A 25,922-nucleotide genomic window follows, 5' to 3' on the forward strand; every position below is an offset into this window, starting at 1 on the left:
AGAAAGTCGGCACGGGGTGCCTCCGGCGGTGGCACGGGGTGACCCCCCGGGTTGGGGGTTTGCGCAGGTGGGGAGGGGCGCGGGTCGGCCCGGGGGGTGCGGTGCCCGGGGTTGGTGAGGGGCTATGCCCGCGGGGCGCAGCCCAGGACGTGGGACTTCACGATTTCCGGGATGCGCGGGTCCCGGCGCCGGAAGGCCGCGACCAGGTCCTCGTGTTCCTCGGCGTACGACTGCTGCACCGTCCCCAGCCACCGTATCGACAGCGCCGTGAACACCTCGATGCCCAGCCCCTCCCAGGTGTGCAGCAGCACCGAGTTGCCCGCCGCCCGCACCAGCTCCCGGTGGAATCCCACCGTGTGCCGCACCTGGCCCGTCCCGTCGGAGACCCGGTCGGCCTCGTAGAGCGCGGCGACATGCGGTTCGAGGGCCGAGCAGTCCACGGCGAGCCGCTCCGCCGCCAGCTCCGCCGCGATGGCCTCGAGACCGGCCCGCACCGGGTAGCTCTCCTCCAGATCGGCGGCGGTCAGATTGCGCACCCGTACGCCCTTGTTCGGCGCCGACTCGATCAGCCGCAGCGACTCCAGCTCCCGCAGGGCCTCGCGCACCGGCGTCTGGCTGACCTCCAGCTCGGTGGCGATCCGTCGCTCCACGATCCGCTCGCCCGGCTGCCAGCGTCCACTGATGATCCCTTCCAGGATGTGCTCGCGGATCTGTTCGCGCAGCGAGTGGACGACGGGCGCGGTCATGTTGGCTCCTTCGGGAGAGGGCCTCGGCCCTCCGGGGCGGCTGACGTTTAGACAATACGGCCGTCGCGCCGGGCCGGGAGGGCGCATGGGGGCGCTTTGACGCAGGTGAGACGAGACTTACACGGCATGCCGCGGCCGGACGCGACGGTGCCCCCGTCCGGAGTGTTCCGGGCGGGGGCACCGTACCGACCTGCCGGCAGGGGGCGGCTACAGACCGAGTTCGACCTCGAACTCGCCCGCCTCCAGGATCGCCTTGACCGCCGTCAGGTAACGGGCCGCGTCGGCGCCGTCCACCAGGCGGTGGTCGTAGGACAGGGTCAGGTACGTCATGTCGCGGACGCCGATGACCGTGCCCTCCTCCGTCTCGATGACGGCGGGGCGCTTGACCGTGGCGCCGATGCCGAGGATGGCGACCTGGCCGGGCGGCACGATGATCGTGTCGAACAGCGCGCCGCGCGAACCGGTGTTGCTGATGGTGAAGGTCCCGCCGGACAGCTCGTCCGGAGTGATCTTGTTGGCGCGGACCTTGCCCGCCAGCTCGGCCGTGGCCTTGGCGATACCGGCGATGTTGAGGTCACCGGCGTTCTTGATGACCGGGGTCATCAGGCCCTTCTCGGAGTCCACCGCGATACCGATGTGCTCGGTGTCGAAGTAGGTGATGGTCCCCTCGGCCTCGTTGATCTTGGCGTTGACGGCCGGGTGGGCCTTGAGCGCCTGGGCCGCGGCCTTGACGAAGAACGGCATCGGCGAGAGCTTGACGCCCTCGCGGGCCGCGAACGCGTCCTTGGCCCGGCCGCGCAGCTTCATCAGGCGGGTGACGTCGACCTCGACGACCGACGACAGCTGGGCCTGCTCGTGCAGGGCCTTGACCATGTTGTCGCCGATGACCTTGCGGATCCGCGGCATCTTCACGGTCTGACCGCGCAGCGGGGAGGCCTCCAGGACGGGGGTCTTCCGCGCGGCGGCCGGAGCGGCGGCGGCCGGCGCCGGGGCGGCGGCCTTCGCGGCCTCGGCTGCGGCGATGACGTCCTGCTTGCGGATACGACCGCCGACGCCGGTGCCCTTGACGGTGGACAGGTCGACGCCGTTCTCGGCGGCGAGCTTGCGCACCAGCGGGGTGACGTAGGCACCCTCGTCCACCGGCTGGGTGGCGGCCGGGGCAGCCGGCGCGGGCGCCGGGGTGGCCTGCGGAGCCGGAGCCGGAGGAGCCTGCGGGGCCGGAGCCGGAGGAGCCTGCGGGGCCGGAGCCGGAGCCGGGGGAGCCTGCGGGGCCGGAGCCGCGGGCGCGACCGGAGCCGGGGCCGGGGCGGCCGGCGCGGGGGCCGGGGCCGGAGTCGGCGCGGGCGCCGGGGTGGGCTGGGGCTGGGCCGGGGCGGCCGGGGCCGCGGGGGCGGCGGCCGGGGCGGCACCCGCCGCACCGATGACGGCGAGCTTGGCGCCGACCTCGGCGGTCTCGTCCTCGCCGACCACGATCTCCAGCAGGGTGCCCGAGGCGGGCGCCGGGATCTCGGTGTCGACCTTGTCCGTGGACACCTCAAGCAGCGGCTCGTCGGCCTCGACGCTGTCGCCGACCGACTTCAGCCAGCGGGTGACGGTGCCCTCGGTGACGGACTCGCCGAGCGCGGGCAGGACCACGTCCGTGCCCTCGGCGGAGCCGCCGGCGGCGGCAGCGGCGGTGGGAGCGGGCGCCGGGGCGGCCTGCTCGGTGGACGGCGCGGCCGGGGCGGGCTCGGGGGCCGGCTCGGCGACCTGCTCGGCCTGCGGGGCCTGCTCGGCGGCCGGGGCGCCGGTGCCGTCGTCGATCAGCGCCAGCTCGGCGCCGACCTCGACCGTCTCGTCCTCGGCGACCTTGATGGAGGACAGTACGCCGGAGGCGGGCGCGGGAATCTCGGTGTCGACCTTGTCGGTCGAGACCTCGAGCAACGGCTCGTCGGCCTCGACGCGCTCACCCTCGGCCTTCAGCCAACGGGTGACGGTGCCCTCGGTGACGCTCTCGCCGAGCGCCGGAAGGGTTACGGAAACCGCCATGGTTTCGGTTGCTCCTTACGAATTGCGGAAGTCTGTGTCGTCGCGCCCAGTGACCGGGGGAGGTCAGTCGTGGGAGTGCAGGGGCTTGCCGGCCAGCGCCAGGTGGGCCTCACCCATCGCCTCGTTCTGCGTCGGGTGGGCGTGGATGAGCTGGGCCACCTCGGCCGGCAGCGCCTCCCAGTTGTAGATCAGCTGGGCCTCGCCGACCTGCTCGCCCATGCGGTCGCCGACCATGTGGACGCCGACCACGGCACCGTCCTTGACCTGGACGAGCTTGATCTCGCCCGCGGTCTTCAGGATCTTGCTCTTGCCGTTGCCCGCGAGGTTGTACTTCAGGGCGACGACCTTGTCCGCACCGTAGATCTCCTTGGCCCTGGCCTCGGTGATGCCGACGGAGGCGACCTCCGGGTGGCAGTACGTCACCCGCGGCACACCGTCGTAGTCGACCGGGACGGTCTTCAGGCCGGCGAGCCGCTCCGCCACCAGGATGCCCTCGGCGAAGCCGACGTGGGCGAGCTGGAGGGTGGGAACGAGGTCACCGACGGCGGAGACGGTCGGGACGTTGGTCCGCATGTACTCGTCGACGAGGACGAAACCGCGGTCCATGGCGACCCCGGCCTCCTCGTAGCCCAGACCCTGCGAGACCGGGCCGCGGCCGATGGCGACGAGCAGGACCTCCGCCTCGAACTCCTTGCCGTCGGCGAGGGTGACCTTGACGCCGTCCTGGGTGTACTCGGCCTTCTGGAAGAAGGTGCCCAGGTTGAACTTGATGCCCCGCTTGCGGAAGGCGCGCTCCAGCAGCTTGGAGCTGTTCTCGTCCTCGACCGGCACGAGGTGCTTGAGGCCCTCGATGATGGTCACGTCGGTGCCGAAGGACTTCCACGCGGAGGCGAACTCGACGCCGATGACGCCGCCGCCCAGCACGATCGCGGACTTGGGCACGCGGTCCAGGACGAGGGCGTGGTCGGAGGAGATGATCCGGTTGCCGTCGATCTCCAGGCCCGGCAGCGTCTTCGGCACGGAGCCGGTCGCCAGCAGGACGTGGCGGCCCTGGATCCGCTGACCGCCCACATCGACGGAGGTCGGCGAGGACAGCCGGCCCTCACCCTCGATGTAGGTCACCTTGCGCGAGGCGATGAGACCTTGCAGGCCCTTGTACAGGCCCGAGATCACCTCGTCCTTGTACTTGTGCACGGCGGCCACGTCGATGCCCTCGAACGTGGCCTTCACACCGAACTGCTCGCTCTCGCGGGCCTGGTCGGCGATCTCCCCCGCGTGCAGCAGGGCTTTGGTGGGGATGCACCCCTTGTGCAGGCAGGTACCGCCGACCTTGTCCTTCTCGATCAGGGCGACGTCCAGGCCCAGCTGAGCCCCGCGCAGCGCCGCGGCGTAACCACCGCTGCCACCGCCGAGGATCACTAGGTCGAAAACGGTGCTGGCGTCGTTCGCCACGTCACGTCCTCCATGCATGTGCGCCACGCCGGTCTCCAGTGACCGGTCGGCGGCTGGTGTCCGGCCGCTCATTGTTCTCGGCCCTTGGGTGGGCCCTGTCCTGCCGAGCCCCATCTTCGCACTTGTCGACCCCGTACGAGACGCCGGGCCGGGGTGTGAGACGTCCCACGTCCACTCGTCACCGGCGGTGGACACCGCCGCGAGAGATGCGGGGCCGTGTCCGGTCCGCGGCTGCGCCGCGTGGGCGCGACCGGCCACGACGGGCCCGCGGTCGCGCAACCACCCGCACCTCCCGGGTCCCCGGGCGAACCTCAGCCCAATTCCCCCGCGGCCGTCAGCTCGGCGACCCGCACCAGCGTCCGCACCGCCGTACCGGTCCCGCCCTTCGGCGTGTACCCGAACGGGCCGCCCTCGTTGAAGGCCGGACCCGCGATGTCCAGGTGCGCCCAGGTGATGCCCTCGCCCACGAACTCGCGCAGGAACAGGCCGGCCACCAGACCGCCGCCCATCCGCTCGCCCATGTTCGCGATGTCCGCGGTCGACGAGTCCATGCCCTTGCGCAGGTGCTCCGGCAGCGGCATCGGCCAGGCCGGCTCGCCGGCCTCCTGCGCCGCCTCGTGCACCGCGGAGCGGAACGCGTCGTCGTTCGCCATGATCCCGTACGTCCGGTTGCCGAGCGCCAGCATCATCGCGCCGGTCAGCGTCGCCACGTCGATGATCGCGTCCGGCTTCTCCTGCGAGGCCGCCCACAGCGCGTCGGCGAGCACGAGCCGGCCCTCGGCGTCGGTGTTGAGCACCTCGACGGTCTTGCCGCTGTACATGCGCAGCACGTCACCCGGGCGCGTCGCCGAGCCCGACGGCATGTTCTCGGCCAGCGCCAGCCAGCCGGTCACGTTGACCTCGAGACCGAGGCGCGCGGCGGCGACGACGGCCGCGAACACGGCGGCGGCACCGGCCATGTCGCACTTCATCGTCTCGTTGTGCCCGGCCGGCTTCAGCGAGATGCCGCCCGAGTCGTAGGTGATGCCCTTGCCGACGAACGCCAGCGACTTCTTCGCCCTGGACGACGTGTACGACAGCTTCACCAGGCGCGGACCCGACGCCGAACCGGCGCCGACGCCGAGAATGCCGCCGTAGCCGCCCTTGGTGAGCGCCTTCTCGTCGAGCACCTGCACCTTGATGCCGTGCTCCTTGGCGGCGGTCTGCGCGAGGGCCGCGAACGCCTCCGGGTCGAGGTCGTTCGGCGGGGTGTTGATCAGGTCGCGGGCGCGGTTCAGCTCCTCGGAGACGGCCGCGGCACGTTCGAGCGCCGCCTTGTACGCCTTGTCGCGGGGCTTGCCGCCCAGCAGCGTGGCCTCGGCCAGCGGGGCCTTGCCCTTCTTCGCCTTCGCGTCCTTGCCGCTGTCCTTGTAGACGTCGAAGGAGTACGCGCCGAGCAGCACGCCCTCACCGACGGCACCCGCGTCACCGGCCCCGGCGAGCGGCAGCGCGAAGACGGCCTTCCTGGAGCCGGCCAGCGCGCGGGCGGCGGCTCCCGCGGCCCGGCGCAGCGCCTCGGCCTCGAAACCGGCGTCCTTCCCGGGCTCCGCGCCCAGGCCCACCGCCAGCACGACGGGTGCCTTGAAGCCGGACGGCGCGGGCAGCTTCGTCACCTCGCCCTCGGTGCCGGAGGCTCCGAGGGTCTCCAGGACGTCGGCGAGCCGGCCGTCGTACGCCTTGTCCACGGCCTCGGCGCCCGGTGCGACGACCAGGTCCCCGGACCCGGACGCTGTGCCCTTGGCGACACCGATCACGATCGCGTCGGCCCGCAGGCCGGACGCCGCGGCGGTGCTGAGAGTGAGAGCAGTCACGGTGGTGAATTCTCGCTTCCGTAAGAAGTCTGGTGTGATCGAATGCGGGTGGGCCGGCCGGGTCCGACAGACGACCCTGGATCCCTCCTGCGATGCGGTGCTCACCTGGGCAGGTGAGCACCTTGCACGAGCCTACGCTCGCGCCCGCCGCCGCTCCCTGCGCGGTACCGCGGTTTGCCGCACGCCACCCGGGATGCGAGATCATTCCGGGGTACGACGACCTTCCCCCCTCCCACACCGTGGAGCACGCCCCGTGAGACGCCCGGCCGCCCTGTCGACAGCCCTCCTCCTGCTGCTGACGGGCTGCCAGTCGGCCGCGGCCCCCGACGACCGGCCGCCGGCCGCGGGCCGCTGGCAGCCCCGGCCCGGCACCGCCTGGCAGTGGCAGCTCAGCGGCGCCCTCGACACCTCCGTCGACGTTCCGGTCTACGACATCGACGGCTTCGACCACACCGGGGCCACGGTCGCCTCTCTGCACGACGACGGCCGCAAGGTCGTCTGCTACCTGTCCACCGGCGCCTGGGAGGAGTTCCGCCCCGACGCGGACGCGTTCCCGCGGTCCGTGCTGGGCCGGGGCAACGGCTGGGAGGGCGAACGCTGGCTGGACATCCGTGCCACGGAGGTCCTGGAGCCGCTGATGGCCGAGCGCCTCGACATGTGCCGGGAGAAGGGCTTCGACGCGGTCGAGCCGGACAACATGGACGGCTACCGCAACGAGACCGGCTTCCCGCTCACCGCCGGCGACCAGCTCCGCTACAACCGGCTGATCGCGGAACTCGCCCACGACCGGGGCATGGCCGTCGGCCTCAAGAACGACCTGGACCAGATCCCGGAGCTGGTGGACGACTTCGACTTCGCGGTCAACGAGCAGTGCGCCCAGTACGGCGAGTGCGCCGACAACAAACCGTTCATCGACGCGGACAAGGCGGTCTTCCACGTCGAGTACGAGCTGCCGGCCGCGCGCTTTTGCGCCGACTCCCGTGCGCTGGGCCTGAGTTCGATGCGGAAGAAGTACGAACTGGGGGCGTGGCGGGAGGCCTGCTGAGCGCCGTGAGTGTGCCGGGTGCGCCTTGCGCCCCCTTGCGTTCGGGTCAGCCGAGGGTCAGTACCACCAGTGTCGTCGTGGCCGCCGTCTCCGCCACCCCGCCGAAGACATCGCCCGTGACCCCGCCGAAGCGGCGGACGCAGTGCCGCAGCAGCAGTTCGGCGACGGCGAGGGCGCCCAGCACGGCGACCGTCGTGCGGAGTACGTCGTACGGCCCCAGGAACGCGCCCGCCACCGCGCCGGACGCCACCGTGACGGCGGCGGCCACGGCCGACGCCCCGCCCGCCGGGACCACCCCGGCGACCGCCGCGCCCAGGCCCTCCGGGCGGGCCGCGGGGACCCCCGACCGGGCCGCGAGCGTGAGTGCGAGGCGGGCGGCCGTCGCCGAGACCACGGCGGCGATCGCGCCCCGCGCCCAGGAGCCGTCGTAGGCCTGCGCCAGCGCGGCCACCTGGGCGAACAGCGCGAACACCAGGGCCAGTACACCGAACGGGCCGATGTCCGACTGCTTCATGATCCGCAGCGCGTCCTCGGCGGGCCTGCCGCTGCCGAGCCCGTCCGCGGTGTCGGCCAGCCCGTCCAGGTGCAGGCCCCTGGTCAGTACGGCCGGTACGGCGGCGGTGGCGACCGCGGCGAGCAGGGCGCCCGCGCCCAGGAACAGCAGCAGGAGCCCGGCGCCCGCGGCGGCGGCCCCGACCGCCAGCCCGGCCAGCGGGGCGCACAGCATGCCGCGGCGCGCGGCCTCCCGGTCCCAGCGGGTCACCTCGACCGGGAACACGGTGAGGGTGCCGAAGGCGAAGCGGAGGCCGTCGTCGGGGAAGGGGATCCTGGGCACCGGCGCAGACTACCCGGGGTCGCCGGGGCAGCCTGGGGATAAAGTGCGCATATGGGAGATTGGTGGCAGCGCAACATCATGGAGCCGGGCAAGCTGCCGCTGCTCCTCGCGCTGACGGCCTTCGTGCTGACGTTCGTGGTCACGCGGATCATCACGCGGCTGATCCGGGTGGGCAAGGGGCCCTTCGGCAACGTCAGGACGGGCGGGCTGCACATCCACCACGTGGTTCCCGGGGTCGTCCTCACCGTCATCGGCGGGTTCGGCGCGGTGGCGGTGGACCGGGACGGGTGGGGCTCCGCGGTGGTGGCGGTGGTCTTCGGGGCCGGGGCGGGGCTCGTCCTGGACGAGTTCGCGCTGATCCTGCATCTCGACAACGTCTACTGGACCCAGGCGGGCCGCAAGAGCGTGGAGGTCGTGGTGGTCACCGCGGCCCTGGTCGGGCTGGTGCTCGCCGGGTTCACGCCGTTCGGCGTCGACGACGTGTCGCGGGACGAGTTGCAGGACCGGGCCAATGTCATCGCGACCGTCGCGGGGAACTTCCTCTTCTCCCTGCTCGCCCTGGCCAAGGGCAAGGCGCGCCTCGCGATCTTCGGCGTCATCGTCCCGCTCGTCGCCCTGGTCGGCGCGGTGCGGCTGGCCCGGCCGGGCTCGCCCTGGGCCCGCCGCTTCTACGGCGACCGGCCGCGCGCCCGTGCCCGGTCCCGCCTGCGCGCCTACCGCCACGACCGCCGCTGGTCGGGGCCCCGCCGCGCCGTCCAGGACTGGATCGGTGGGCGCCCGGATCCGGTTGCGGGGCGCGACGCGTGATGCCAGGTGCCTGTGGCGGCCTGTGCGGATTCGGTGGGGGTGCGGGCAGCGCGTTCGGTTCGGTGGGGTTCGGGGGCGTGCCGGAGGGTGTCCGTCCCAGGAACGGCGCGGAATCGGTCACTTGCAGGGGTGCGGGGCGTTGACGCGCCAACCGCTGCGGGCGGACACCCCCCCCGACCCACCCCTTCCTCGCCGTAGGCGGCTTTCCGTCCGCCCCACGTGGTTCCCCGCTCCCGCCGTGGGCGGCTACCGGTCCGTCGTCCCCCAGCTGCGGGCAGCCGTCCCCCCGGTCCGCATCCACGCCGGGTGTCTCCGCGACGCCGGGTCAGGGAACCCACCCCCGGCTGACCCGGAACCCGTTCACTCGTCGTCGGACTTCTCCGGGAGGTCCGCCGCCAGGGCTGCCGCGGCCTGCACCAGGGGGAGTGCCAGCAGACCGCCGGCTCCCTCGCCCACCGTCACACCCTGGGACAGCACCGGCTCCAGGGCCATCCGGTCCAGCGCCTTCGCCTGGCCCGGCTCCCCGCTGTCGTGCGCCGCCAGCCACCAGTCCGGCGCCCGGAAGGCGACCCGCTGTCCGACCAGCGCGCACGCGGCCGCCACCACGCCGTCCAGGAGCACCGGCGTCTTCCGCACCGCGCTCTGCAACAGGAAGCCCGTCATGGCGGTGAGGTCCGCGCCGCCCACCGTGGCGAGCAACTGCAATTGGTCACCGAGCACCGGCCTGGCACGGCGCAGCGCGTCGCGGATCGCCGCGCACTTGCGCATCCAGGCCAGGTCGTCGATGGGCAGCCCGCCCCGCCCGGTGACGACGGACGCGTCCGTCCCGCACAGCGCGGCGACCAGCACGCCCGCCGCGGTCGTACCGCCCACGCTCACATCGCCCAGCACCACCAGATCCGTACCGGAGTCGGCCTCCTCGTCGGCCACCGCCATCCCGGCCCGGAAGGCGGCCTCCGCCTCCTCAAGGGTCAGCGCGTCCTCGATGTCGATACGCCCGCCGCCCCGCCGCACCCGGTGCCCCGCGACCTCGGCGGGCAGCGCCTCCGGGTCGCAGTCCAGGGACATGTCGACGACGCGCACGGGCACGCCGAGCCGCCGGGCCAGCACGGACACGGGCCGGCCGCCCTCCAGAACCTCGCGCACCAGCTCCCCGGCGCCACCCGCGGCCCGCGCCGAGACGCCCAGCTCGGCGACCTTGTGGTCACCGGCGAAGAGCACCACCCGGGGCTGTTCGACGGGCCGTACCGGTACGGCCGACTGCGCCGCGGCCAGCCACTCGCCCAGCTCGTCCAGACGGCCCAGCGCTCCGGGCGGAACGACCTGGCGCTCCCGGCGCGCCTCGGCGTCGCGGCGCACCCCGCCGTCGGGGCGCTCGATCAGGTCGGTGAAGTCGTCGAGATTCAGCGAACTCATTCGCCGAACAGTACCGGCCCCGGTCGAACACCACGGCGGGCCCTTCCGCGGCATGCCCGGGGCGGCGCGTCGCGCCCCGGATCACGATCCCCTACGTAACGTTTTGCCTGGATTGTCGTATGCATCCCTCGTCTCGCGTCGGGAGCCGCCCATGTCCGGATCCTCCGCCCCCTCGGTGCCCCCCGTTCCCCGCTACGGGCCGCACCGCGAGGACTGCCCCTGGTGCGGCTCGCGGCGGCTGCGTGCCCGGCTGCGCCGCGAGCCGCACCAGGGGCGGACCGGGCCGGGGCGGGCCGTCCTCGAACGCTGCCTGGACTGCCGGCACGCCTTCCGCAACCCCCCGCTCGCGCCCGGCCCGCACCACCCCGTCGTCCGGGCCGGCGCCCGGCTGAGGCACGCCCTGGCCGCCCGCGCGATGCTCCGCCGCTGTCCCGAGCCCGAGAGCTGGCTGGACGTCGGCACCGGCGACGCCGACTTCCCCCGCACCGCCCGTACGTACTTCCCCTACACCTCCTTCGACGGCCTGGACGCCACCCACCGCGTCCTGCGGGCCCGCGCCGTCGAGCGCGTCGAGGAGGCGTACGTCGGCCGGCTGACGGACCCGCACATCGCGGCCCGGCTGCGGGGCCGCTACGACGTCGTCAGCCTCTTCCACCACCTCGAACGCGTGCCGGACCCGCGTGCCGAACTCCACGCCGCGGTGTCCGTACTGCGGCCCGGCGGTCATCTCCTCGTCGACGTGGCCGACCCGCGCCGTCTGCTCGCCCTGCCGCCCGGCGCCTCCTACCCGGCGGGCCTGGGCGTCGAACTGGCGGACCAGGGCTGCACGGTGCTCACCGGCGCGCGGTCCCGCCGCGTCATCGCGCGCAAGGCCGCGTCAGCCACGTAGCACCAGCGCCTGCCCCGCCACCACCAGCAGCACCTGCTCGCACTCGTCCGCGAACGCCGCGTTCAGGCGCCCGAGTTCGTCCCGGTAGCGGCGGCCCGACGCCGTGGCCGGGACGATGCCCGAGCCCACCTCGTTCGACACCGCGACGACCGTGCGCCGGGTCGCGCGGACCGCCTCCGTCAGCTCCCGCACCCGGTCCCTGAGAGCCCGCTCCCCGCCGTCGGCCCACTCCGCGTCGTCCCACGCGCCGACGGCGTCCATCGCGTCCGTCAGCCACAGGGACAGACAGTCGACGAGCAGGGCCGGTCCGTCGTCCTTCAGCAGCGGGACCAGGTCGCAGGTCTCGGTGGTGCGCCACGACCCCGGGCGCCGCTCCCGGTGCGAGCAGACCCGGGCCGCCCACTCGGTGTCCCCGTTGCGGGAGCCTCCGGTCGCGACGTACAGCACGTCGGGGAAGGTCTCCAGTCGCCGCTCGGCCTCCACCGACTTCCCCGACCGGGCGCCGCCCAGCACCAGGGTGCGCCGCGGCAGGTCGGGTACGTCCTCGTAGGCGCCCACCACCAGCGTCGTCCCGTCCGGCACCGCACGCGTGCCGGCCGCCGCGAGCCGCCGCGCCAGTTCCGGGCCCGGCGGCACGTCGTGGTCCAGATGGACGGCGACGACATCGGTCGTGGGGCCCGCCGCGCCCACCGCCCGCAGCCTCGCCAGCGCGTCCGGCCGCCCCACGATGTCCGCGAGGACCAGGTCGTACTGCTCCGCGGGCTCCTCAAGACCGGCCGGCGCGCCGCCCGGCGGCAGATACAGCAACCGCTGCCCGTCCGGGCCGGTCACCGCGTACCCGGTGCCCGGCGCGTCCATCGCCACCGCCCGCACCCGGTGCCCGGTCAGCAGCGCCAGCTCCCGGCCGTCCGGCACCCGCCCCGGCTGCGGCAGCCCGGCCGGCACCTCCACGGCGGGGCCGTCGTGCGGATGGGAGAGCAGCACTTGCCGTACGCCGGTCAGGGAGTGCCCGGCCCGAGCCGCGGCGAAGGCGGCGCCGGGCGTCAGGTCGAGCAGCAGCGCACCGTCCACCAGCAGCGCGGTCGCCGCGCGCGCGTTCGCGCCCTGCGCGGCGGCACAGGCCGCGCAGGGACAGTCGGGGCGGGGGAGTCCCGCCGGGGCACCGGTGCCGAGCAGAGTCACGTCCACGTACCGATTTTCTCCGCTCACCCGGCGACGTGCGCGTCCGAGTCACCCGAGGAGCGGGCCGGTTCCGTCTCCGGGCCTTCTACGGCGCACCCGGCTCAGCGCATAGGCTGCGGGCGGAGGCCGGACCAAGATCCGGCTTCCGCTCTGCATGTGCTCACATCTTGGAGGCGTACATGGCGGCATGGACGTGGCGGTTCGAGACGGCCGGCGGGACGGAGGTCCAGCCCGCGGTGCAGCCCGAGGAGTTCACCACGCAAGGGGACGCCGAGTCCTGGATCGGGGAGTACTGGAAGGACCTCAAGGAGGGCGGCGCCGACCAGGTGCGGCTCTTCGAGGACGCCACCGAGATCTACGGTCCGATGAGCCTGCACGCCGAGGGGGCCGAAGAGACCGAAGGGGCCGAAGAGGGCGGGGATGGCGGGGAGGCGAAGGGCTGAGGGTCGGGCGGGGCGCCGGACAACGGTGGGCCGCCCCGCCCGGTCACTGCTCGCCGAGGGTCACCTCTGCGGTGTGCTCGTCGCCGTCGCGGACGTAGGTGACCCTGGCCCGGTCGCCGGGGCGTTTCGACGCCAGCGCCTCGGCCAGTGAGGTGATGGTGGTGATGTCCGTGCCGTCCACCTTGACGACGACATCCCCCGAACGCAGTCCCGCCTTGTCGGCGGCCCCGCCGTTGCGCACCTCGACGACGGCCACCCCCGCGGGCCGGTAGCCGTCGTCGACGACCGTGCGGGCGGTGATGTCCAGTGCCGCCCGGCCCGAGTCGGTGACCTTGCCGTTCTTGACGATCTGGTCGGCGACCGTCTTCACCATCGAGGCCGGGATCGCGAACCCGATGCCGGGCGCCGCGCTGTCGCCGAGCCCCGGGTCGGTCGCCGCCAGCGTCGGGATGCCGATGACCTGCCCTTCGAGGTTGACCAGGGCGCCACCGCTGTTGCCGGGGTTGATGGCGGCGGAGGTCTGCACCATGTTGGCGATGGTCGCGCCCGTGCCGCCCCCGCTGCTGCCCTCGGTCACGGTCCGTCCGGTCGCCGAGACGATGCCCTGCGTCACGCTGGAGGACAGGCCGAGCGGCGAGCCCATCGCCAGCACGATCTGCCCGACGTTGACCTTCGAGGAGTCGCCGAAGCGGGCCGCCTTCATACCGTCGGGCACCTTGTCCAGCTTGACGACGGCGAGATCCTGCTCGGGGTAGGAGGAGACGATCTCGGCGGCGAGTGACCCCTCGTTGCGGGCGGTCGTCACCCGGAAGGACTTGCTGTTCCCGACCACGTGCGCGTTGGTGACGACGTGCCCCTTGTCGTCGTACACGACCCCCGACCCCAGCGAGTCGCCCGCCTGGATCTGCACGACCGACGGCAGTACGTCCTTGATCACCCGCTGGTAGTCGTCCTGAAGATCGCTCGCCGCCCGCGGAACCGCGGCCTGCGCCGTGTCGCCCTCCCGCGCGCTCCCGGCGCCCGCCCCCGAACCGGTGCCGGAGCAGCCGGCCACGAGCAGCAGGGAGCAGACCAGCACGGCGACCGGGCCGAGCGGCCCCGGCCCACGGGTACGGGAGGCGTCCATGCCCCGAGTCTCACCGCGCGGCAGCACTCCGGCTCCCGGTGGACACCCGAATGGATGCCGGGCAGGGGCCGAGGCCCGACGCCCACCGGGCGGAACCTGGCCCCGCACCCCGCACAGGTGTGGCAGCGCCGCGATCCGAGGCCCGGCGCCGACCGGGCGGAACCTGGCCCCGGACCCCGCACAGGTGTGGCAGCGCCGCGATCCGAGGCCCGGCGCCGACCGGGCGGAACCTGGCCCCGGACCCCGCACAGGTGTGGCAGCGCCGCGATCCGAGGCCCGGCGCCGACCGGGCGGAACCTGGCCCCGGACCCCGCACAGGTGTGGCAGCGCCGCGATCCGAGGCCCGGCGCCGACCGGGCGGAACCTGGCCCCGGACCCCGCACAGGTGTGGCAGCGCCGCGATCCGAGGCCCGGCGCCGACCGGGCGGAACCTGGCCCCGCACCCCGCACAGGTGTGGCAGCGCCGCGATCCGAGGCCCGGCGCCGACCGGGCGGAACCTAGCCCCGCACCCCGCACAGGTGCAGCAGCGCCGCGACCCCGCGGTACGGGTCCGTCCGGCCGGCCCGTTCCTCGGTGGCCAGCAGGGTTTCCAGGTCGTCGGGGAGCGGGGCGCCGTCGGGCGCGGTGTCCGTGAAGACGCGGACGCCGTACCAGGTGTGCAGCGGCGCGCCGATGCCCGCGAGCTTCGAGGTCAGCGTCGTCAGCCGGTCCGCGCGCAGGGGCGGTCCGGTGCGGGAGGGGGCCTCACCGCCCGCCTCGGTCCGGGCGCGGGGGAGGTGGGCCGCGGTGTCGAAGGCGGCCAGTGCGTCGGCCCACTCGCCGTGCAGGCCGGGACGCATGGCGAGCGCGTCGCCGTTGCGCACGAGGAGCGACAGCAGTCCGCCCGGCGCGAGCATCCGGGCCAGCCCCGCGAGCAGCGGGTCGGGCTCCTCGACGTACATGAGCACGCCGTGGCACAGCACCACGTCGAAGCTGCCGGGCAGGAAGTGCACGCCGGTGTCCCGGCCGTCGCCCTCGATGATCCGCATCCGGTCCCGGATGCCCTCCGGCTGGCCGGCCAGGGCGTCGCGGGCCGCGGCGATCATCGCGGTGTCCTGCTCCAGGCCGGTCACCTGATGGCCGCCCCGGGCCAGCCGCAGCGCCTGGGCGCCACGGCCCATGCCCACGTCGAGCACCCGCAGCCGCTTGCCCACCGGGAAGCGCCCGGCCATCTGCTCGTCGAGCTGCCGGGCCACCATCTCCTGCCGTACGACGTCCCGCAGACCGTCCCGGCCGCCCGGCCGGGTGTCCGCCGCGCCCTCGGTGAACGGCGTCGTGCTCAGGGCCGTTCCCCGCGCTTGACCTGGGGCTTGGGCAGCCGCAGCCGACGCATCTGGAGGGAACGCATCAGCGCGTAGGCGACCGCGCCGCGCCTGCGCTCGTCCGGGAAGCGCTCGGCGAGACGCCGCTTCAGCCGGAAGCCGGTGACGATCGAGTCCAGCACGATCATCACGATCACGACCAGCCACAGCAGCAGCGCGATGTTCTGCAGCGCGGCCACCCGGACCATGCTCAGCACCAGGATGACCACGGCCATCGGCAGGAAGTACTCCGCGATGTTGAACCGGGAGTCGATGAAGTCGCGCGCGAACCTGCGCACCGGTCCCTTGTCGCGGGCCGGCAGGGCACGCTCGTCGCCCTTCGCCAGCGCCTCGCGCTGACGCGCCATCGCGACACGGCGCTCCTCGCGCTGCCGCTTGGCGGCGTCCTTGCGCGTCATCGAAGTGTTGGCGACGCTGCGGCGCTGGGACTGGGCCGCACTGCGCTTGGGCGTCGGCCTTCCCTTGGGGGCCTGCGGGTCACGGGGCTGCTTGGAGTCGGTCACCGGCGCCTTGACGACGCTCTGGGCCTTCTCATCCTTGGCACGGCTACGGAACACAAAACCCAAGGGTACGGGGTGCCGGGGTGTGGACCACAGTCCGGTGGGGAACGATCCGGCAACGCCGGTCGTCTGTAGAAGGACAGAGGGGATGTTGCGCACGGCCTCGGACCGGGATCAATTCCGGACAACCCGGGGAGCACCTACTCCTCGCGCCGGACCGGGAGCATACGCAGTCGTCCTTGGGGATGAGCGATCCGTCCCCGAACAGTGCGGTAATGGATGCAGGGCCCGTACTGTGGGTTCTGTTGCAGTCGCTGGAGCTGGAGTCGGTCAGAAGGGGGCGCGCGAAGCCCATGAGCGGTGTCATGAAGCGTATGGGGATGATCTTCCGCGCGAAGGCCAACAAGGCCCTGGACCGGGCCGAGGACCCGCGCGAGACCCTCGATTACTCGTACCAGAAACAGCTGGAGCTGCTGCAGAAGGTGCGCCGCGGCGTCGCCGACGTGGCGACCAGCCGCAAGCGCCTGGAACTCCAGCTCAACCAGCTGCAGTCCCAGTCGTCCAAGCTGGAGGACCAGGGCCGCAAGGCGCTGGCGCTGGGCCGCGAGGACCTGGCCCGTGAGGCGCTGTCCCGGCGCGCCGCGCTCCAGCAGCAGGTCACCGACCTGGAGACGCAGCACGCCACGCTCCAGGGCGAGGAGGAGAAGCTCACCCTGGCGGCCCAACGCCTCCAGGCCAAGGTGGACGCCTTCCGCACGAAGAAGGAGACCATCAAGGCCACCTACACGGCCGCCCAGGCGCAGACCCGTATCGGGGAGGCGTTCTCCGGCATCTCCGAGGAGATGGGCGACGTCGGCATGGCCATCCAGCGGGCCGAGGACAAGACCGCCCAGCTCCAGGCGCGGGCCGGCGCCATCGACGAACTGCTCGCCTCGGGCGCCCTCGACGACCAGTCCGGCATGCAGAAGGACGACATCCAGGCCGAGCTGGACCGGCTCTCCGGTGGTACGGATGTAGAGCTGGAGCTGCAGCGGATGAAGGCCGAGCTGGCCGGCGGCGGCACCTCGGACCGGCAGGCCATCGAGGGCGGCCAGGACCAGGGCGAGCCGCAGTCCCAGCAGCAGCCGCAGGACACCCCGCGCTTCGACAAGCAGTAGGTCACGCCTAGGAGGGCCGACATGATCGTACGGATCATGGGGGAGGGACAGCTGACGCTGGCCGACGGCCGGCTCGCCGAGCTGGACGCACTGGACGACGAACTTCAGGCCGAGGTGGAGAACGGCGACGGGCCCGGTTTCCGCGCGACCCTCCAGGCCCTCCTGGCCAAGGTCCGCGAACTGGGCGAGCCCCTCCCTGACGACTCCCTGGAGCCGTCCGACCTCATCCTCCCGTCCCCGGAGGCCACCCTGGAGGAGGTCCAGGAGCTGCTGAGCGACGACGGCCTGATCCCGGGCGGTGCGTGAGTCCCTCGGCCCGTCCGGGGGCGCGGCCCCCGGCCGACGCCCACCGCTCGCGGGCCCGGTGACCAGCGCCGCCCGCTCCGGCCGCCGCGAAGCCCCGTGAGCACCCTCGCCCGCGCCCGCTGCCGGATCGGCGCCCACCCCTGCGCCCTGGACACGGCCCTCGCGGCGGTCCTCCTGGTCTGCATGCTCGCCGGTTCGTTCGTGGACCCGCACGGGTCGGACGGCGCCGACTGGAGGCTGCGCACCCCCGACCCGCTCAGCCTGGTCCTCATGGTCGTCGGCGCCACCGCGCTCGCCTTCCGCCGCCGTGCCCCGCTGACGGTCCTCGCGGTCACCGGCGGGGCCACCGTCGTCGAGAGCGTCACCGGCGACCCCCGCGCCCCCGTAGTCGTGTCCGCGGTCGTCGCGCTGTTCACCGTCGCCGCCTCCACCGACCGCCCCACCACCTGGCGGGTGGGCCTGCTCACCACGACCGTGCTGACCGGCGCCGCCATGCTGGCCGGCCGGCTGCCCTGGTACGCGCAGGAGAACCTCGGCGTCTTCGCCTGGACCGGCATCGGCGCCACCGCCGGGGACGCCGTCCGCAGCCGCCGGGCCTTCGTGCAGGCCATCCGGGACCGGGCCGAGAAGGCCGAGCGCACCCGTGAGGAGGAGGCCCGCCGCCGGGTCGCCGAGGAGCGGCTGCGCATCGCCCGCGACCTGCACGACGTGGTCGCCCACCACATCGCCCTGGTCAACGTCCAGGCCGGGGTCGCCTCGCACGTCATGGACCGGCGGCCCGACCAGGCCAAGGAGGCCCTCGCCCACGTACGGCAGGCCAGCCGCTCGGCGCTGGACGAACTGCGGGCCACCGTCGGCCTGCTCCGCCAGTCCGGCGACCCGGAGGCACCGACCGAGCCCGCGCCCGGCCTCAAGCGCCTCGACGAACTCGTGGGCACCTTCCACCACGCCGGGCTGCACGTCGAGGTGGCCCGCTCCGACCAGGGCGGTGAGCTGCCCGCCGCCGTCGACCTGGCCGCGTACCGCATCGTCCAGGAGGCCCTGACCAATGTGCGCAAGCACGCGGGACCGCGGGCGAAGGCCGAGGTCAGCGTGGTGCGGGTGGGGCCCAACATGGAGATCACCGTGCTCGACGACGGCGCCGGCGGGGCCGGGGCCGGGGCCTTCGCCTACGGCGGCGGGCACGGGCTGCTGGGCATGCGCGAGCGCGTCACCGCCGTGCGCGGCACCCTCACCACCGGTCCCCGCTACGGCGGCGGGTTCCGGGTGCATGCGATCCTTCCGGTCGGAAGCCGCACCGATGCCGTGGAGGACCCCGTATGACGATCCGTGTCCTGCTCGCCGACGACCAGGCGCTGCTGCGCAGCGCCTTCCGGGTACTGGTCGACTCCGAGCCCGACATGGAGGTGGTGGGGGAGGCGTCCGACGGCGCGGAGGCGGCCCGGCTGGCCGCCGAACGACGGGCCGACGTGGTGCTGATGGACATCCGGATGCCCGGCACGGACGGTCTCGCCGCCACCCGCGTGATCAGCGCCGACCCGGCCCTCGTCCATGTCCGCGTGGTCATACTGACCACCTTCGAGGTCGACGACTACGTGGTGCGGGCGCTGCGCGCGGGCGCCTCCGGCTTCCTCGGCAAGGGCTCCGAGCCCGAGGAACTGCTCAGCGCGATCCGCGTCGCGGCCGGCGGCGACGCGCTGCTGTCCCCGACCGCCACCAAAGGGCTGATCGCCCGCTTCCTCGCCCAGTCCGGCACGGACGACGAGGACCGCGACCCGGCCCGCGCCGAGCGGCTGGAGTCGCTGACCGTGCGCGAGCGCGAGGTGCTGGTCCAGGTCGCCGGCGGGCACTCCAACGACGAGATCGCCGAGCGCCTCGAGGTCAGCCCGCTGACCGTGAAGACCCACGTCAACCGGGCCATGGCCAAGCTGGGCGCCCGCGACCGGGCCCAACTGGTCGTCATCGCCTACGAGTCCGGGCTGGTCCGTCCAAGGGTGGAGTGACCCCCACCCGCGTGTACTGCGGCGGGAGTATGCGCCGGATAAGGAAATGGACCTGGGGCCTAGGGAACCGGGGTCCGCCATGGCCCAGGGTGTTGGGGTGGGCGTACAGACGTGCCCCGTCCCCTCCGCTCGGCCACAGAAGAGAGACCCTGACCCATGTCCTGGCTGTCGAGATTCAGCCTCGCGCAACGGGCCCTGATCGGCCTGATGTCGATCGTCGCACTTGTCTTCGGCGCGATCGCCATCCCCCAGCTCAAGCAGCAGTTGCTGCCCACCATCGAACTGCCCATGGTGTCCGTGCTGGCGCCGTACCAGGGCGCCTCGCCGGACGTGGTCGAGAAGCAGGTCGTCGAACCGATCGAGGCCAACATCGAGGCCGTCGACGGGATTTCGGGCGTCACCTCCACGGCCAGTGAGGGCAACGCCGTCATCATGGCGTCCTTCGACTACGGCCCGAACACCCAGCAGCTCGTCGCCGATGTCCAGCAGGCCGTCAACCGGGCCCGCGCCCAGCTCCCGGACGGCGTGGACCCGCAGGTCGTCTCCGGGTCGACGGACGACATCCCGACCGTCGTCCTCGCGGTCACCTCGGACAAGGACCAGCAGGCGCTCGCCGACCAGCTCGACCGGACGGTCGTCTCCGAGCTGAAGGGCATCGACGGCGTCGCCCAGGTCGTGGTCGACGGCGTCCGCGACCTCCAGGTCACCGTCACGCCCGACGACGCGAAGCTGGCGAGGGCCGGCGTGAGCCCGCCGGCCCTCGCCCAGTCCTTGCAGGCCGGCGGCGCGACCGTCCCCGCGGGCTCCTTCGACGAGGACGGCGCCAACCGCACCGTCCAGGTCGGCGGCGGGTTCACCTCGCTGAAGCAGATCCAGGACCTCATGGTCACCGGCGAGGGCGTCGACAAGCCGGTCCGCCTCGGTGACGTGGCGACCGTCCGGCAGGAGGAGGCCAGGGCCGACTCCCTCACCCGCACCGACGGCAAGCCCTCCCTCGCGGTCGCCGTGACGATGGACCACGACGGCAGCGCGGTCGCCATCTCCAAGGCCGTCGAGGACAAGCTTCCCGGCCTGCGCGAGCAGCTCGGCTCCGGCGCGACGCTGACCGTCGTCAGCGACCAGGGCCCGGCGGTCTCCAAGGCCATCGAGGGCCTGACCACGGAGGGCGCGCTCGGTCTGCTCTTCGCCGTCCTGGTCATCCTGGTCTTCCTGGCGTCGATCCGCTCCACCCTGGTCACCGCGGTCTCCATCCCGCTGTCGGTGGTGCTGGCGCTGATCGTGCTGTGGACGCGCGACCTGTCGCTGAACATGCTGACGCTGGGCGCCCTGACCATCGCCATCGGCCGGGTCGTCGACGACTCGATCGTGGTCCTGGAGAACATCAAGCGGCACCTCGGCTACGGCGAGGAGCGCCACGAGGCGATCCTGAAGGCCGTCCGCGAGGTCGCCGGGGCGGTCACCTCCTCGACGCTCACCACGGTCGCGGTGTTCCTGCCGATCGGTCTGGTCGGCGGCATGGTCGGCGAGCTGTTCGGCTCCTTCAGCCTCACCGTGACCGCCGCGCTGCTGGCGTCCCTGCTGGTGTCGCTGACGGTCGTCCCGGTGCTGTCGTACTGGTTCCTGCGGCCTCCGAAGGGCACCCCCGAGGACGCGGCCGAGGCCCGCCGGCTGGCCGAGGAGAGGGAGGAGAAGAGCCGCCTCCAGCGCTTCTACATCCCGGTCCTGCGCTTCGCCACCCGCCGCCGCCTCACCAGCGTCGCCATCGCGGTCGTCGTGCTGCTCGGCACCTTCGGCATGGCGCCGCTGCTGAAGACGAACTTCTTCGACCAGGGCGAGCAGAAGGTCCTCAGCATCAAGCAGGAGTTGAGGCCCGGCGCCAGCCTGGCCGCGACCGACGCCCAGGCCGAGAAGGTCGAGAAGCTGCTCGGCGACACCGAGGGCGTCAAGGACTACCAGGTCACCGTCGGCTCCTCCGGCTTCATGGCCGCCTTCGGCGGCGGCACGGACACCAACCAGGCCTCGTACCAGATCATGCTGGAGGACTCGGCGTCCTACGAGGAGGTCCAGGACCACATCGAGGACGGGCTGAAGAAGCTCGACGGCATCGGCACCACCACGGTCGCCGCCGGTGACGGCTTCGGCAGCCAGGATTTGAGCGTCGTCGTCAAGGCGTCCGACGCGCAGGTGCTCCGCGAGGCCGCCGAGAAGGTCCGCGAGACGGTCGCCGGGCTCGACAACGTCACCGATGTCACCAGCGACCTGGCGCAGAGCGTGCCGCGCATCTCGGTCCAGGCCAACTCCCGTGCCGCGCAGGCCGGTTTCAACGACCAGACGCTCGGCGCCGCCGTGGGCCAGGCCGTGCGCGGCACCCCGGTGGCCAAGGCGGTCCTCGGCGACACCGAGCGGGACGTCGTCATCGGGTCGGCCCGGCCCGCCGAGACGATGGCGCAGCTGAGGGCACTGGACCTGGGTCCGGTCAAGCTCGGTGACATCGCCACCGTGCGGCTGGAGGACGGCCCGGTCTCGATGACCCGCATCGACGGCCGGCGCGCGGCGACCGTCACCGCCAAGCCGACCGGCGACAACACCGGCGCGGTGAGCACGGCACTCCAGTCGAAGATCAACGCCCTTGACCTGCCGGCCGGTGCCACGGCCGAGATCGGCGGCGTCACCGCCGACCAGGACGAGGCGTTCGGCAAGCTGGGCCTGGCCATGCTCGCGGCGGTCGCCATCGTGTTCATGCTGCTGGTCGGCACCTTCCGGTCGCTGGCCCAGCCGTTGATCCTGCTGGTGTCGATCCCGTTCGCGGCGACCGGCGCGATCGGCCTGCTGCTCGTCACGGGCACCCCCTTGGGCGTCCCGGCGATGATCGGCATGCTGATGCTGATCGGCATCGTGGTCACCAACGCCATCGTGCTGATCGACCTCATCAACCAGTACCGCAGGCAGGGCTACGGCGTCGTCGAGGCGGTGATCGAGGGCGGCCGGCACCGGCTGCGGCCCATCCTGATGACCGCCCTGGCGACGATCTTCGCCCTGCTTCCGATGGCCCTGGGCGTCACCGGCGAGGGCGGCTTCATCGCCCAGCCGCTCGCCGTGGTCGTGATCGGCGGCCTGATCACCTCGACCCTGCTGACCCTCCTGCTGGTCCCGACGCTCTACGCGATGCTCGAACTCCGCAAGGAGCGCCGCGCGAAGAAGCGCGCCGAGAAGAAGGGCGAGGTCCCACCCCAGGCGGCCTCCTCCGACGAGCCGGAGCCGGCGAAGGTCTGAGCGGGCGAACCACGGCGAAGGGGTGCCGCCCACCGATCAACCGATCGGTGGGCGGCACCCCTTCGCCGTGGCGACCCTGTCCGGATGCCCCCTTCGCAGGCCCCTACGGCAGCGCGAGCATCCGTTCCAGTGCCAGTTTCGCGAAGGCCTCCGTCTCCTTGTCGACCTCGATGCGGTTGACGAGGGTGCCCTCGGCGAGGGACTCCAGGGTCCACACCAGGTGGGGGAGGTCGATGCGGTTCATGGTCGAGCAGAAGCAGACCGTCTTGTCGAGGAAGACGATCTCCTTGTCCTCCGCGGCGAAACGGTTCGCCAGCCGGCGGACCAGGTTCAGCTCGGTGCCGATGGCCCACTTGGAGCCGGCCGGGGCCGCCTCCAGGGCCTTGATGATGTACTCGGTCGAGCCGACGTGGTCCGCCGCCGCAACCACCTCGTGCCGGCACTCGGGGTGCACCAGGACGTTCACGCCCGGTATGCGCTCGCGCACGTCCTCGACCGAGTCCAGGCTGAAGCGGCCGTGCACCGAGCAGTGGCCCCGCCACAGGATCATCTTCGCGGCGCGCAGTTCCTCCGCGGTCAGCCCGCCGTCGGGCCGGTGCGGGTTGTAGACGACGCAGTCCTCCAGGGACATGCCCAGGTCCCGCACCGCGGTGTTGCGGCCCAAGTGCTGGTCGGGCAGGAAGAGCACCTTCTCGCCCTGCTCGAAGGCCCAGTTCAGGGCGCGCTCGGCGTTGGAGGAGGTGCAGATGGTGCCGCCGTGCTTGCCGGTGAACGCCTTGATGTCCGCGGAGGAGTTCATGTACGACACGGGCACGGTCTGCTCGGCGATCCCGGCGTCGGTCAGCACGTCCCAGCACTCGGCGACCTGCTCGGCGGTGGCCATGTCCGCCATGGAGCAGCCGGCGGCCAGGTCGGGCAGGACCACCTTCTGCTCGTCGGAGGTCAGGATGTCGGCCGACTCCGCCATGAAGTGGACGCCGCAGAAGACGATGTACTCGGCCTCGGGGCGCGCGGCCGCGTCCCGGGCCAGCTTGAAGGAGTCGCCCGTGACGTCCGCGAACTGGATGACCTCGTCACGCTGGTAGTGGTGACCGAGCACGAAGACCTTGTCCCCGAGCTTCTCCTTGGCCGCGCGGGCGCGCGCGACCAGGTCCGGGTCGGAGGGTGCGGGCAGGTCGCCGGGGCACTCCACGCCACGCTCGCTCCTCGGGTCGGCCTCGCGGCCGAGCAGCAGCAGGGCGAGGGGCGTCGGCTGTACGTCGAGCTGCTGGATTTGGGCGGTGGTCACGACACGCACCCTTTCTGGTTTCGTCGACCCTTTTCGTCGAACTGACGCTATATATCATAACCGGTTCACGTCAGTTTGACGATGCCGATAGTGTCGGTGTGACGTGAATCCCGGTGCCCGGGACACTGTCCGCTCCCCGGGGCGTGTGCGAGCATGAGGGGAAGGCCGAGCCACAGGAAACGGCCCCGCCCCGGAATGAATCCGCGGCCCCGCCGGTTGGAACCGTCGGCAAGCAGTCTCCGTACAACCCGGGAGAGATGTAGATGTCCGTATCGGACGAGACCACCACCGTCACCGACGGCATCATCCTGACCGACGCCGCTGCGGCCAAGGTCAAGGCCCTGCTCGACCAGGAAGGCCGCGACGACCTGGCGCTGCGCGTCGCCGTCCAGCCCGGCGGCTGCTCCGGTCTGCGTTACCAGCTCTTCTTCGACGAGCGCTCGCTCGACGGTGACGTGGTGAAGGACTTCGGCGGCGTCAAGGTCACCACCGACCGCATGAGCGCCCCCTACCTGGGCGGCGCCACCGTCGACTTCGTCGACACGATCGAGAAGCAGGGCTTCACGATCGACAACCCGAACGCGACGGGTTCCTGCGCCTGCGGCGACTCCTTCAGCTGAGCCGCGCGGCACCGGAGCACCACGAAGGGCGGCGGCCCGGGGACAACCCCGGGCCGCCGCCCTTCCCGCGTGCGCGGTGTCACCGGCCCCCGGACAGCTCCGGCAGCCGGGCGCCCGGCTTGTGCACCGGGACCTTCTCGCCGTCCGAGCCCACGACCGCGCGGTCGCCGAGCGGTCCGTCCAGCTTCACCGTCCGCTCGTACTCCCTGGCGATCAGGATGCAGACCTTGCCCGGCCGCGGAGTCTCGGTCACCGTGACGGTCACCTTCCGCGCCTCCTCCTTCGCCGTCGCGTCGTAGTCGGAGCAGACCCCGCCCGTGAAGCGCACCGTCAGCTCTCCGTCCGCGGCCGTGTAGCCGCTCACCCGTACGTCCCGCGGGTCGGCAGGCGCCGAGGACGGCTGGTCGGACGGCGGGGCGGAGGCCGTCGTGGAGGTCAGGTACGCCGGGTCGACCGCCGGATACGTGAGCGTGCGGGCCTCCTTCGCGCCCGGCGCCCGCACCTCGAACAGCCAGGACGGCACCAGCGTCTGCCGCCCCCGCACCGGATGCGCGGCCAGCCCGAACACCGCGTCCTCGACCGTGGCGGTGCGCTTCTTCCCCGCGTCCCCCGGCACTCCCGTCGCCGTCCCGCAGGGCGCCTGGGCCTCGTCGTCCAGCGGTACGGGACGCGCGCAGCCGCCGATGGCCGGGCCCGGGTCGCCGCCCGGCGTGTTCAGCAGCGCCAGCGTCTTCTTCGCGTCCAGGACGGGATACGTGTCGCCCTCGACCGGCGTCTTCACCCGGCCGCTGCCGCCGGTCACCTCGCCCCGCGCGCCGACGACGACCCCGGTCGTCCAGCCGTGGGTGGGCAGCCCGCCGACCTCCGGCTGCGCGTTCACGGCCCGCCCGGCGCCCATGACCTGGCTCGCGTCCAGCTTGGCTGCGTCCTGGCCCAGCGCCTTCAGCACCGGCGCCGCCGCCTTCTTCGCGGCCGCCTCGCCCAGCGGCTCCCCGTCGGCGGACGGGGCCCGGCACGCGGGGCCCTTCCCGCAGTTGTCGGTGCCGGGTGTGTAGCGGTGGAAGGTCCAGGTGCCCGGCGCCTGCCGGTCCACGGTGAGCAGCGGCCCGGAACCGTCCTTGGCGTTGCCCGCCTTCCACGCCCCGCCCTGGACGCGGGGCTTCCCCTCGATCCCGAGCGCCTCGGCGAGCCGGGCCACCTCCGCCTCGGTGACCTCGCCCTTGGCCCGGTACACGGGCGCCGAGCCGGGTCCCTCGGGGAGCGGGCCGTCGGCGCGGTAGACGACGCCGTACGGGTCGGGCTCGCCGGGCGCGATGCCGTGCGTACCGCCCTGCGGGCCGGTGTCGTGGTCGTCGAGGGCGAGCGGCGGGGGAGTGCCGTCGCCCGACGCCCCGGACGCCGTACCGCCCCGGGTGCCGTCGGCGGAGGCGGACGTGGCCAGATACGCCCCGCCGGTGCCCACGAGCAGCACCGCGGCGGCGACGGACGCGACGACGACCGCCGGGGGACGCCGCCGCGCGGGACGCCCGGGGCCGGCCTCTTCGGCCGCGCGGGCGTCGTTGTCGGGTCGCTCGGTGTTCACCGCATCGCTCCT

General features: G+C 73.0%; 22 protein-coding genes. 10 read left to right on the plus strand and 12 right to left on the minus strand.

Features of this window, described 5'->3' with window-relative positions:
* Positions 1 to 122: 122 nt before the first annotated feature.
* The 4 genes from AC4IHM_RS24140 to AC4IHM_RS24155 all read right to left on the minus strand — a co-directional run bounded on the left by AC4IHM_RS24140 (position 123) and on the right by AC4IHM_RS24155 (position 6,076).
* The gene (locus tag AC4IHM_RS24140; protein WP_490869096.1) at positions 123 to 746 is read right to left on the minus strand and encodes a GntR family transcriptional regulator; all 624 of its coding nucleotides are present in this window, start codon (positions 744 to 746) and stop codon (positions 123 to 125) included.
* Positions 747 to 953: 207 nt separating this feature from the next.
* Positions 954 to 2,774: a 2-oxoglutarate dehydrogenase, E2 component, dihydrolipoamide succinyltransferase gene (sucB, locus tag AC4IHM_RS24145; RefSeq protein ID WP_490869097.1), complete on the minus strand. Its 1,821-nt coding sequence runs from the start codon at positions 2,772 to 2,774 to the stop codon at positions 954 to 956.
* Between the two features lie 63 nt (positions 2,775 to 2,837).
* On the minus strand, positions 2,838 to 4,226 hold the full coding sequence (lpdA, locus tag AC4IHM_RS24150) for a dihydrolipoyl dehydrogenase (RefSeq protein ID WP_490869098.1): 1,389 nt from the start codon (positions 4,224 to 4,226) through the stop codon (positions 2,838 to 2,840).
* 311 nt (positions 4,227 to 4,537) lie between these two features.
* The gene (locus tag AC4IHM_RS24155; protein ID WP_490869099.1) at positions 4,538 to 6,076 is read right to left on the minus strand and encodes a leucyl aminopeptidase; all 1,539 of its coding nucleotides are present in this window, start codon (positions 6,074 to 6,076) and stop codon (positions 4,538 to 4,540) included.
* A gap of 193 nt (positions 6,077 to 6,269) precedes the next feature.
* Here AC4IHM_RS24155 and AC4IHM_RS24160 point away from each other — a divergent pair, with 193 nt between their 5' ends.
* The gene (locus tag AC4IHM_RS24160; RefSeq protein ID WP_490869100.1) at positions 6,270 to 7,121 is read left to right on the plus strand and encodes an endo alpha-1,4 polygalactosaminidase; all 852 of its coding nucleotides are present in this window, start codon (positions 6,270 to 6,272) and stop codon (positions 7,119 to 7,121) included.
* A gap of 46 nt (positions 7,122 to 7,167) precedes the next feature.
* Here the strand turns inward: AC4IHM_RS24160 and AC4IHM_RS24165 are convergent, their stop codons facing one another.
* Positions 7,168 to 7,956, minus strand: a complete 789-nt coding sequence (locus AC4IHM_RS24165) for an adenosylcobinamide-GDP ribazoletransferase (protein ID WP_490869101.1) — start codon at positions 7,954 to 7,956, stop codon at positions 7,168 to 7,170.
* Positions 7,957 to 8,007: 51 nt separating this feature from the next.
* Here AC4IHM_RS24165 and AC4IHM_RS24170 point away from each other — a divergent pair, with 51 nt between their 5' ends.
* On the plus strand, positions 8,008 to 8,763 hold the full coding sequence (locus AC4IHM_RS24170; RefSeq protein ID WP_490869102.1) for a hypothetical protein: 756 nt from the start codon (positions 8,008 to 8,010) through the stop codon (positions 8,761 to 8,763).
* 360 nt (positions 8,764 to 9,123) lie between these two features.
* Here AC4IHM_RS24170 and cobT read toward each other — a convergent pair whose 3' ends face one another.
* Positions 9,124 to 10,179 carry a nicotinate-nucleotide--dimethylbenzimidazole phosphoribosyltransferase gene (gene cobT / locus AC4IHM_RS24175; RefSeq protein WP_490869103.1) on the minus strand — a complete coding sequence of 352 codons (1,056 nt, stop codon included), beginning with the start codon at positions 10,177 to 10,179 and terminating at the stop codon, positions 9,124 to 9,126.
* A 151-nt stretch (positions 10,180 to 10,330) separates the two neighbouring features.
* On the opposite strand from cobT, the gene AC4IHM_RS24180 reads away from it, so the two are divergent.
* Positions 10,331 to 11,068, plus strand: a complete 738-nt coding sequence (locus tag AC4IHM_RS24180; RefSeq protein ID WP_490869104.1) for a class I SAM-dependent methyltransferase — start codon at positions 10,331 to 10,333, stop codon at positions 11,066 to 11,068.
* Here the strand turns inward: AC4IHM_RS24180 and AC4IHM_RS24185 are convergent.
* A complete protein-coding gene (locus AC4IHM_RS24185) occupies positions 11,057 to 12,256 on the minus strand; it encodes a bifunctional adenosylcobinamide kinase/adenosylcobinamide-phosphate guanylyltransferase (protein ID WP_490869105.1) in 1,200 nt (399 codons plus the stop codon). The two genes, AC4IHM_RS24180 and AC4IHM_RS24185, sit on opposite strands and share 12 nt — an antisense overlap.
* Before the next feature lie 173 nt (positions 12,257 to 12,429).
* Here AC4IHM_RS24185 and AC4IHM_RS24190 point away from each other — a divergent pair, with 173 nt between their 5' ends.
* Positions 12,430 to 12,693 (plus strand): hypothetical protein, encoded by a 264-nt coding sequence (locus AC4IHM_RS24190; RefSeq protein WP_490869106.1) that lies wholly within the window; start codon positions 12,430 to 12,432, stop codon positions 12,691 to 12,693.
* Positions 12,694 to 12,736: 43 nt separating this feature from the next.
* Here the strand turns inward: AC4IHM_RS24190 and AC4IHM_RS24195 are convergent, their stop codons facing one another.
* The 3 genes from AC4IHM_RS24195 to AC4IHM_RS24205 all read right to left on the minus strand — a co-directional run bounded on the left by AC4IHM_RS24195 (position 12,737) and on the right by AC4IHM_RS24205 (position 15,777).
* A complete protein-coding gene (locus AC4IHM_RS24195) occupies positions 12,737 to 13,819 on the minus strand; it encodes a S1C family serine protease (protein ID WP_490869107.1) in 1,083 nt (360 codons plus the stop codon).
* A 498-nt stretch (positions 13,820 to 14,317) separates the two neighbouring features.
* Positions 14,318 to 15,055 carry a class I SAM-dependent methyltransferase gene (locus AC4IHM_RS24200; RefSeq protein WP_490870919.1) on the minus strand — a complete coding sequence of 246 codons (738 nt, stop codon included), beginning with the start codon at positions 15,053 to 15,055 and terminating at the stop codon, positions 14,318 to 14,320.
* A gap of 83 nt (positions 15,056 to 15,138) precedes the next feature.
* Positions 15,139 to 15,777: a DUF3043 domain-containing protein gene (locus tag AC4IHM_RS24205; RefSeq protein ID WP_490870920.1), complete on the minus strand. Its 639-nt coding sequence runs from the start codon at positions 15,775 to 15,777 to the stop codon at positions 15,139 to 15,141.
* 269 nt (positions 15,778 to 16,046) lie between these two features.
* Here AC4IHM_RS24205 and AC4IHM_RS24210 point away from each other — a divergent pair, with 269 nt between their 5' ends.
* The 5 genes from AC4IHM_RS24210 (at position 16,047) to AC4IHM_RS24230 (ending at position 22,420) form a co-directional block, all read left to right on the plus strand.
* Positions 16,047 to 16,838: a PspA/IM30 family protein gene (locus AC4IHM_RS24210; RefSeq protein ID WP_490869108.1), complete on the plus strand. Its 792-nt coding sequence runs from the start codon at positions 16,047 to 16,049 to the stop codon at positions 16,836 to 16,838.
* A 21-nt stretch (positions 16,839 to 16,859) separates the two neighbouring features.
* Positions 16,860 to 17,144, plus strand: coding sequence for a PspA-associated protein PspAA (pspAA, locus tag AC4IHM_RS24215; protein ID WP_490869109.1), 285 nt, complete (start codon positions 16,860 to 16,862; stop codon positions 17,142 to 17,144).
* Positions 17,145 to 17,240: 96 nt separating this feature from the next.
* On the plus strand, positions 17,241 to 18,467 hold the full coding sequence (locus AC4IHM_RS24220; RefSeq protein ID WP_490869110.1) for a sensor histidine kinase: 1,227 nt from the start codon (positions 17,241 to 17,243) through the stop codon (positions 18,465 to 18,467).
* On the plus strand, positions 18,464 to 19,147 hold the full coding sequence (locus AC4IHM_RS24225) for a response regulator (RefSeq protein ID WP_490869111.1): 684 nt from the start codon (positions 18,464 to 18,466) through the stop codon (positions 19,145 to 19,147). Before AC4IHM_RS24220 ends, AC4IHM_RS24225 begins: the two co-directional genes overlap by 4 nt.
* Before the next feature lie 156 nt (positions 19,148 to 19,303).
* Positions 19,304 to 22,420 (plus strand): efflux RND transporter permease subunit, encoded by a 3,117-nt coding sequence (locus tag AC4IHM_RS24230; protein ID WP_490869112.1) that lies wholly within the window; start codon positions 19,304 to 19,306, stop codon positions 22,418 to 22,420.
* Between the two features lie 103 nt (positions 22,421 to 22,523).
* Here the strand turns inward: AC4IHM_RS24230 and nadA are convergent, their stop codons facing one another.
* Complete coding sequence (nadA, locus tag AC4IHM_RS24235; RefSeq protein WP_490869113.1) at positions 22,524 to 23,708, minus strand: quinolinate synthase NadA; 1,185 nt, start codon at positions 23,706 to 23,708, stop codon at positions 22,524 to 22,526.
* Between the two features lie 263 nt (positions 23,709 to 23,971).
* On the opposite strand from nadA, the gene AC4IHM_RS24240 reads away from it, so the two are divergent.
* A complete protein-coding gene (locus AC4IHM_RS24240; protein WP_003976654.1) occupies positions 23,972 to 24,328 on the plus strand; it encodes an iron-sulfur cluster assembly accessory protein in 357 nt (118 codons plus the stop codon).
* Between the two features lie 79 nt (positions 24,329 to 24,407).
* Here the strand turns inward: AC4IHM_RS24240 and AC4IHM_RS24245 are convergent, their stop codons facing one another.
* Positions 24,408 to 25,910: a hypothetical protein gene (locus AC4IHM_RS24245; RefSeq protein ID WP_490869114.1), complete on the minus strand. Its 1,503-nt coding sequence runs from the start codon at positions 25,908 to 25,910 to the stop codon at positions 24,408 to 24,410.
* Positions 25,911 to 25,922 lie beyond the last annotated feature (12 nt).

The sequence above is a fragment of the Streptomyces sp. SL06 genome (assembly GCF_058244745.1).

What these genes read in the sequence shown, in the direction of transcription:
- AC4IHM_RS24140 (WP_490869096.1), bottom strand. Translation starts at nt 746, where the DNA reads ATGACCGCGCCCGTCGTCCACTCGCTGCGCGAACAGATCCGCGAGCAC.
- sucB (WP_490869097.1), bottom strand. Translation starts at nt 2,774, where the DNA reads ATGGCGGTTTCCGTAACCCTTCCGGCGCTCGGCGAGAGCGTCACCGAG.
- AC4IHM_RS24160 (WP_490869100.1), top strand. Translation starts at nt 6,270, where the DNA reads ATGCGAGATCATTCCGGGGTACGACGACCTTCCCCCCTCCCACACCGT.
- AC4IHM_RS24170 (WP_490869102.1), top strand. Translation starts at nt 8,008, where the DNA reads ATGGGAGATTGGTGGCAGCGCAACATCATGGAGCCGGGCAAGCTGCCG.
- cobT (WP_490869103.1), bottom strand. Translation starts at nt 10,179, where the DNA reads ATGAGTTCGCTGAATCTCGACGACTTCACCGACCTGATCGAGCGCCCC.
- AC4IHM_RS24180 (WP_490869104.1), top strand. Translation starts at nt 10,331, where the DNA reads ATGTCCGGATCCTCCGCCCCCTCGGTGCCCCCCGTTCCCCGCTACGGG.
- AC4IHM_RS24190 (WP_490869106.1), top strand. Translation starts at nt 12,430, where the DNA reads ATGGCGGCATGGACGTGGCGGTTCGAGACGGCCGGCGGGACGGAGGTC.
- AC4IHM_RS24195 (WP_490869107.1), bottom strand. Translation starts at nt 13,819, where the DNA reads ATGGACGCCTCCCGTACCCGTGGGCCGGGGCCGCTCGGCCCGGTCGCC.
- AC4IHM_RS24210 (WP_490869108.1), top strand. Translation starts at nt 16,047, where the DNA reads ATGAAGCGTATGGGGATGATCTTCCGCGCGAAGGCCAACAAGGCCCTG.
- pspAA (WP_490869109.1), top strand. Translation starts at nt 16,860, where the DNA reads ATGATCGTACGGATCATGGGGGAGGGACAGCTGACGCTGGCCGACGGC.
- AC4IHM_RS24225 (WP_490869111.1), top strand. Translation starts at nt 18,464, where the DNA reads ATGACGATCCGTGTCCTGCTCGCCGACGACCAGGCGCTGCTGCGCAGC.
- AC4IHM_RS24230 (WP_490869112.1), top strand. Translation starts at nt 19,304, where the DNA reads ATGTCCTGGCTGTCGAGATTCAGCCTCGCGCAACGGGCCCTGATCGGC.
- AC4IHM_RS24240 (WP_003976654.1), top strand. Translation starts at nt 23,972, where the DNA reads ATGTCCGTATCGGACGAGACCACCACCGTCACCGACGGCATCATCCTG.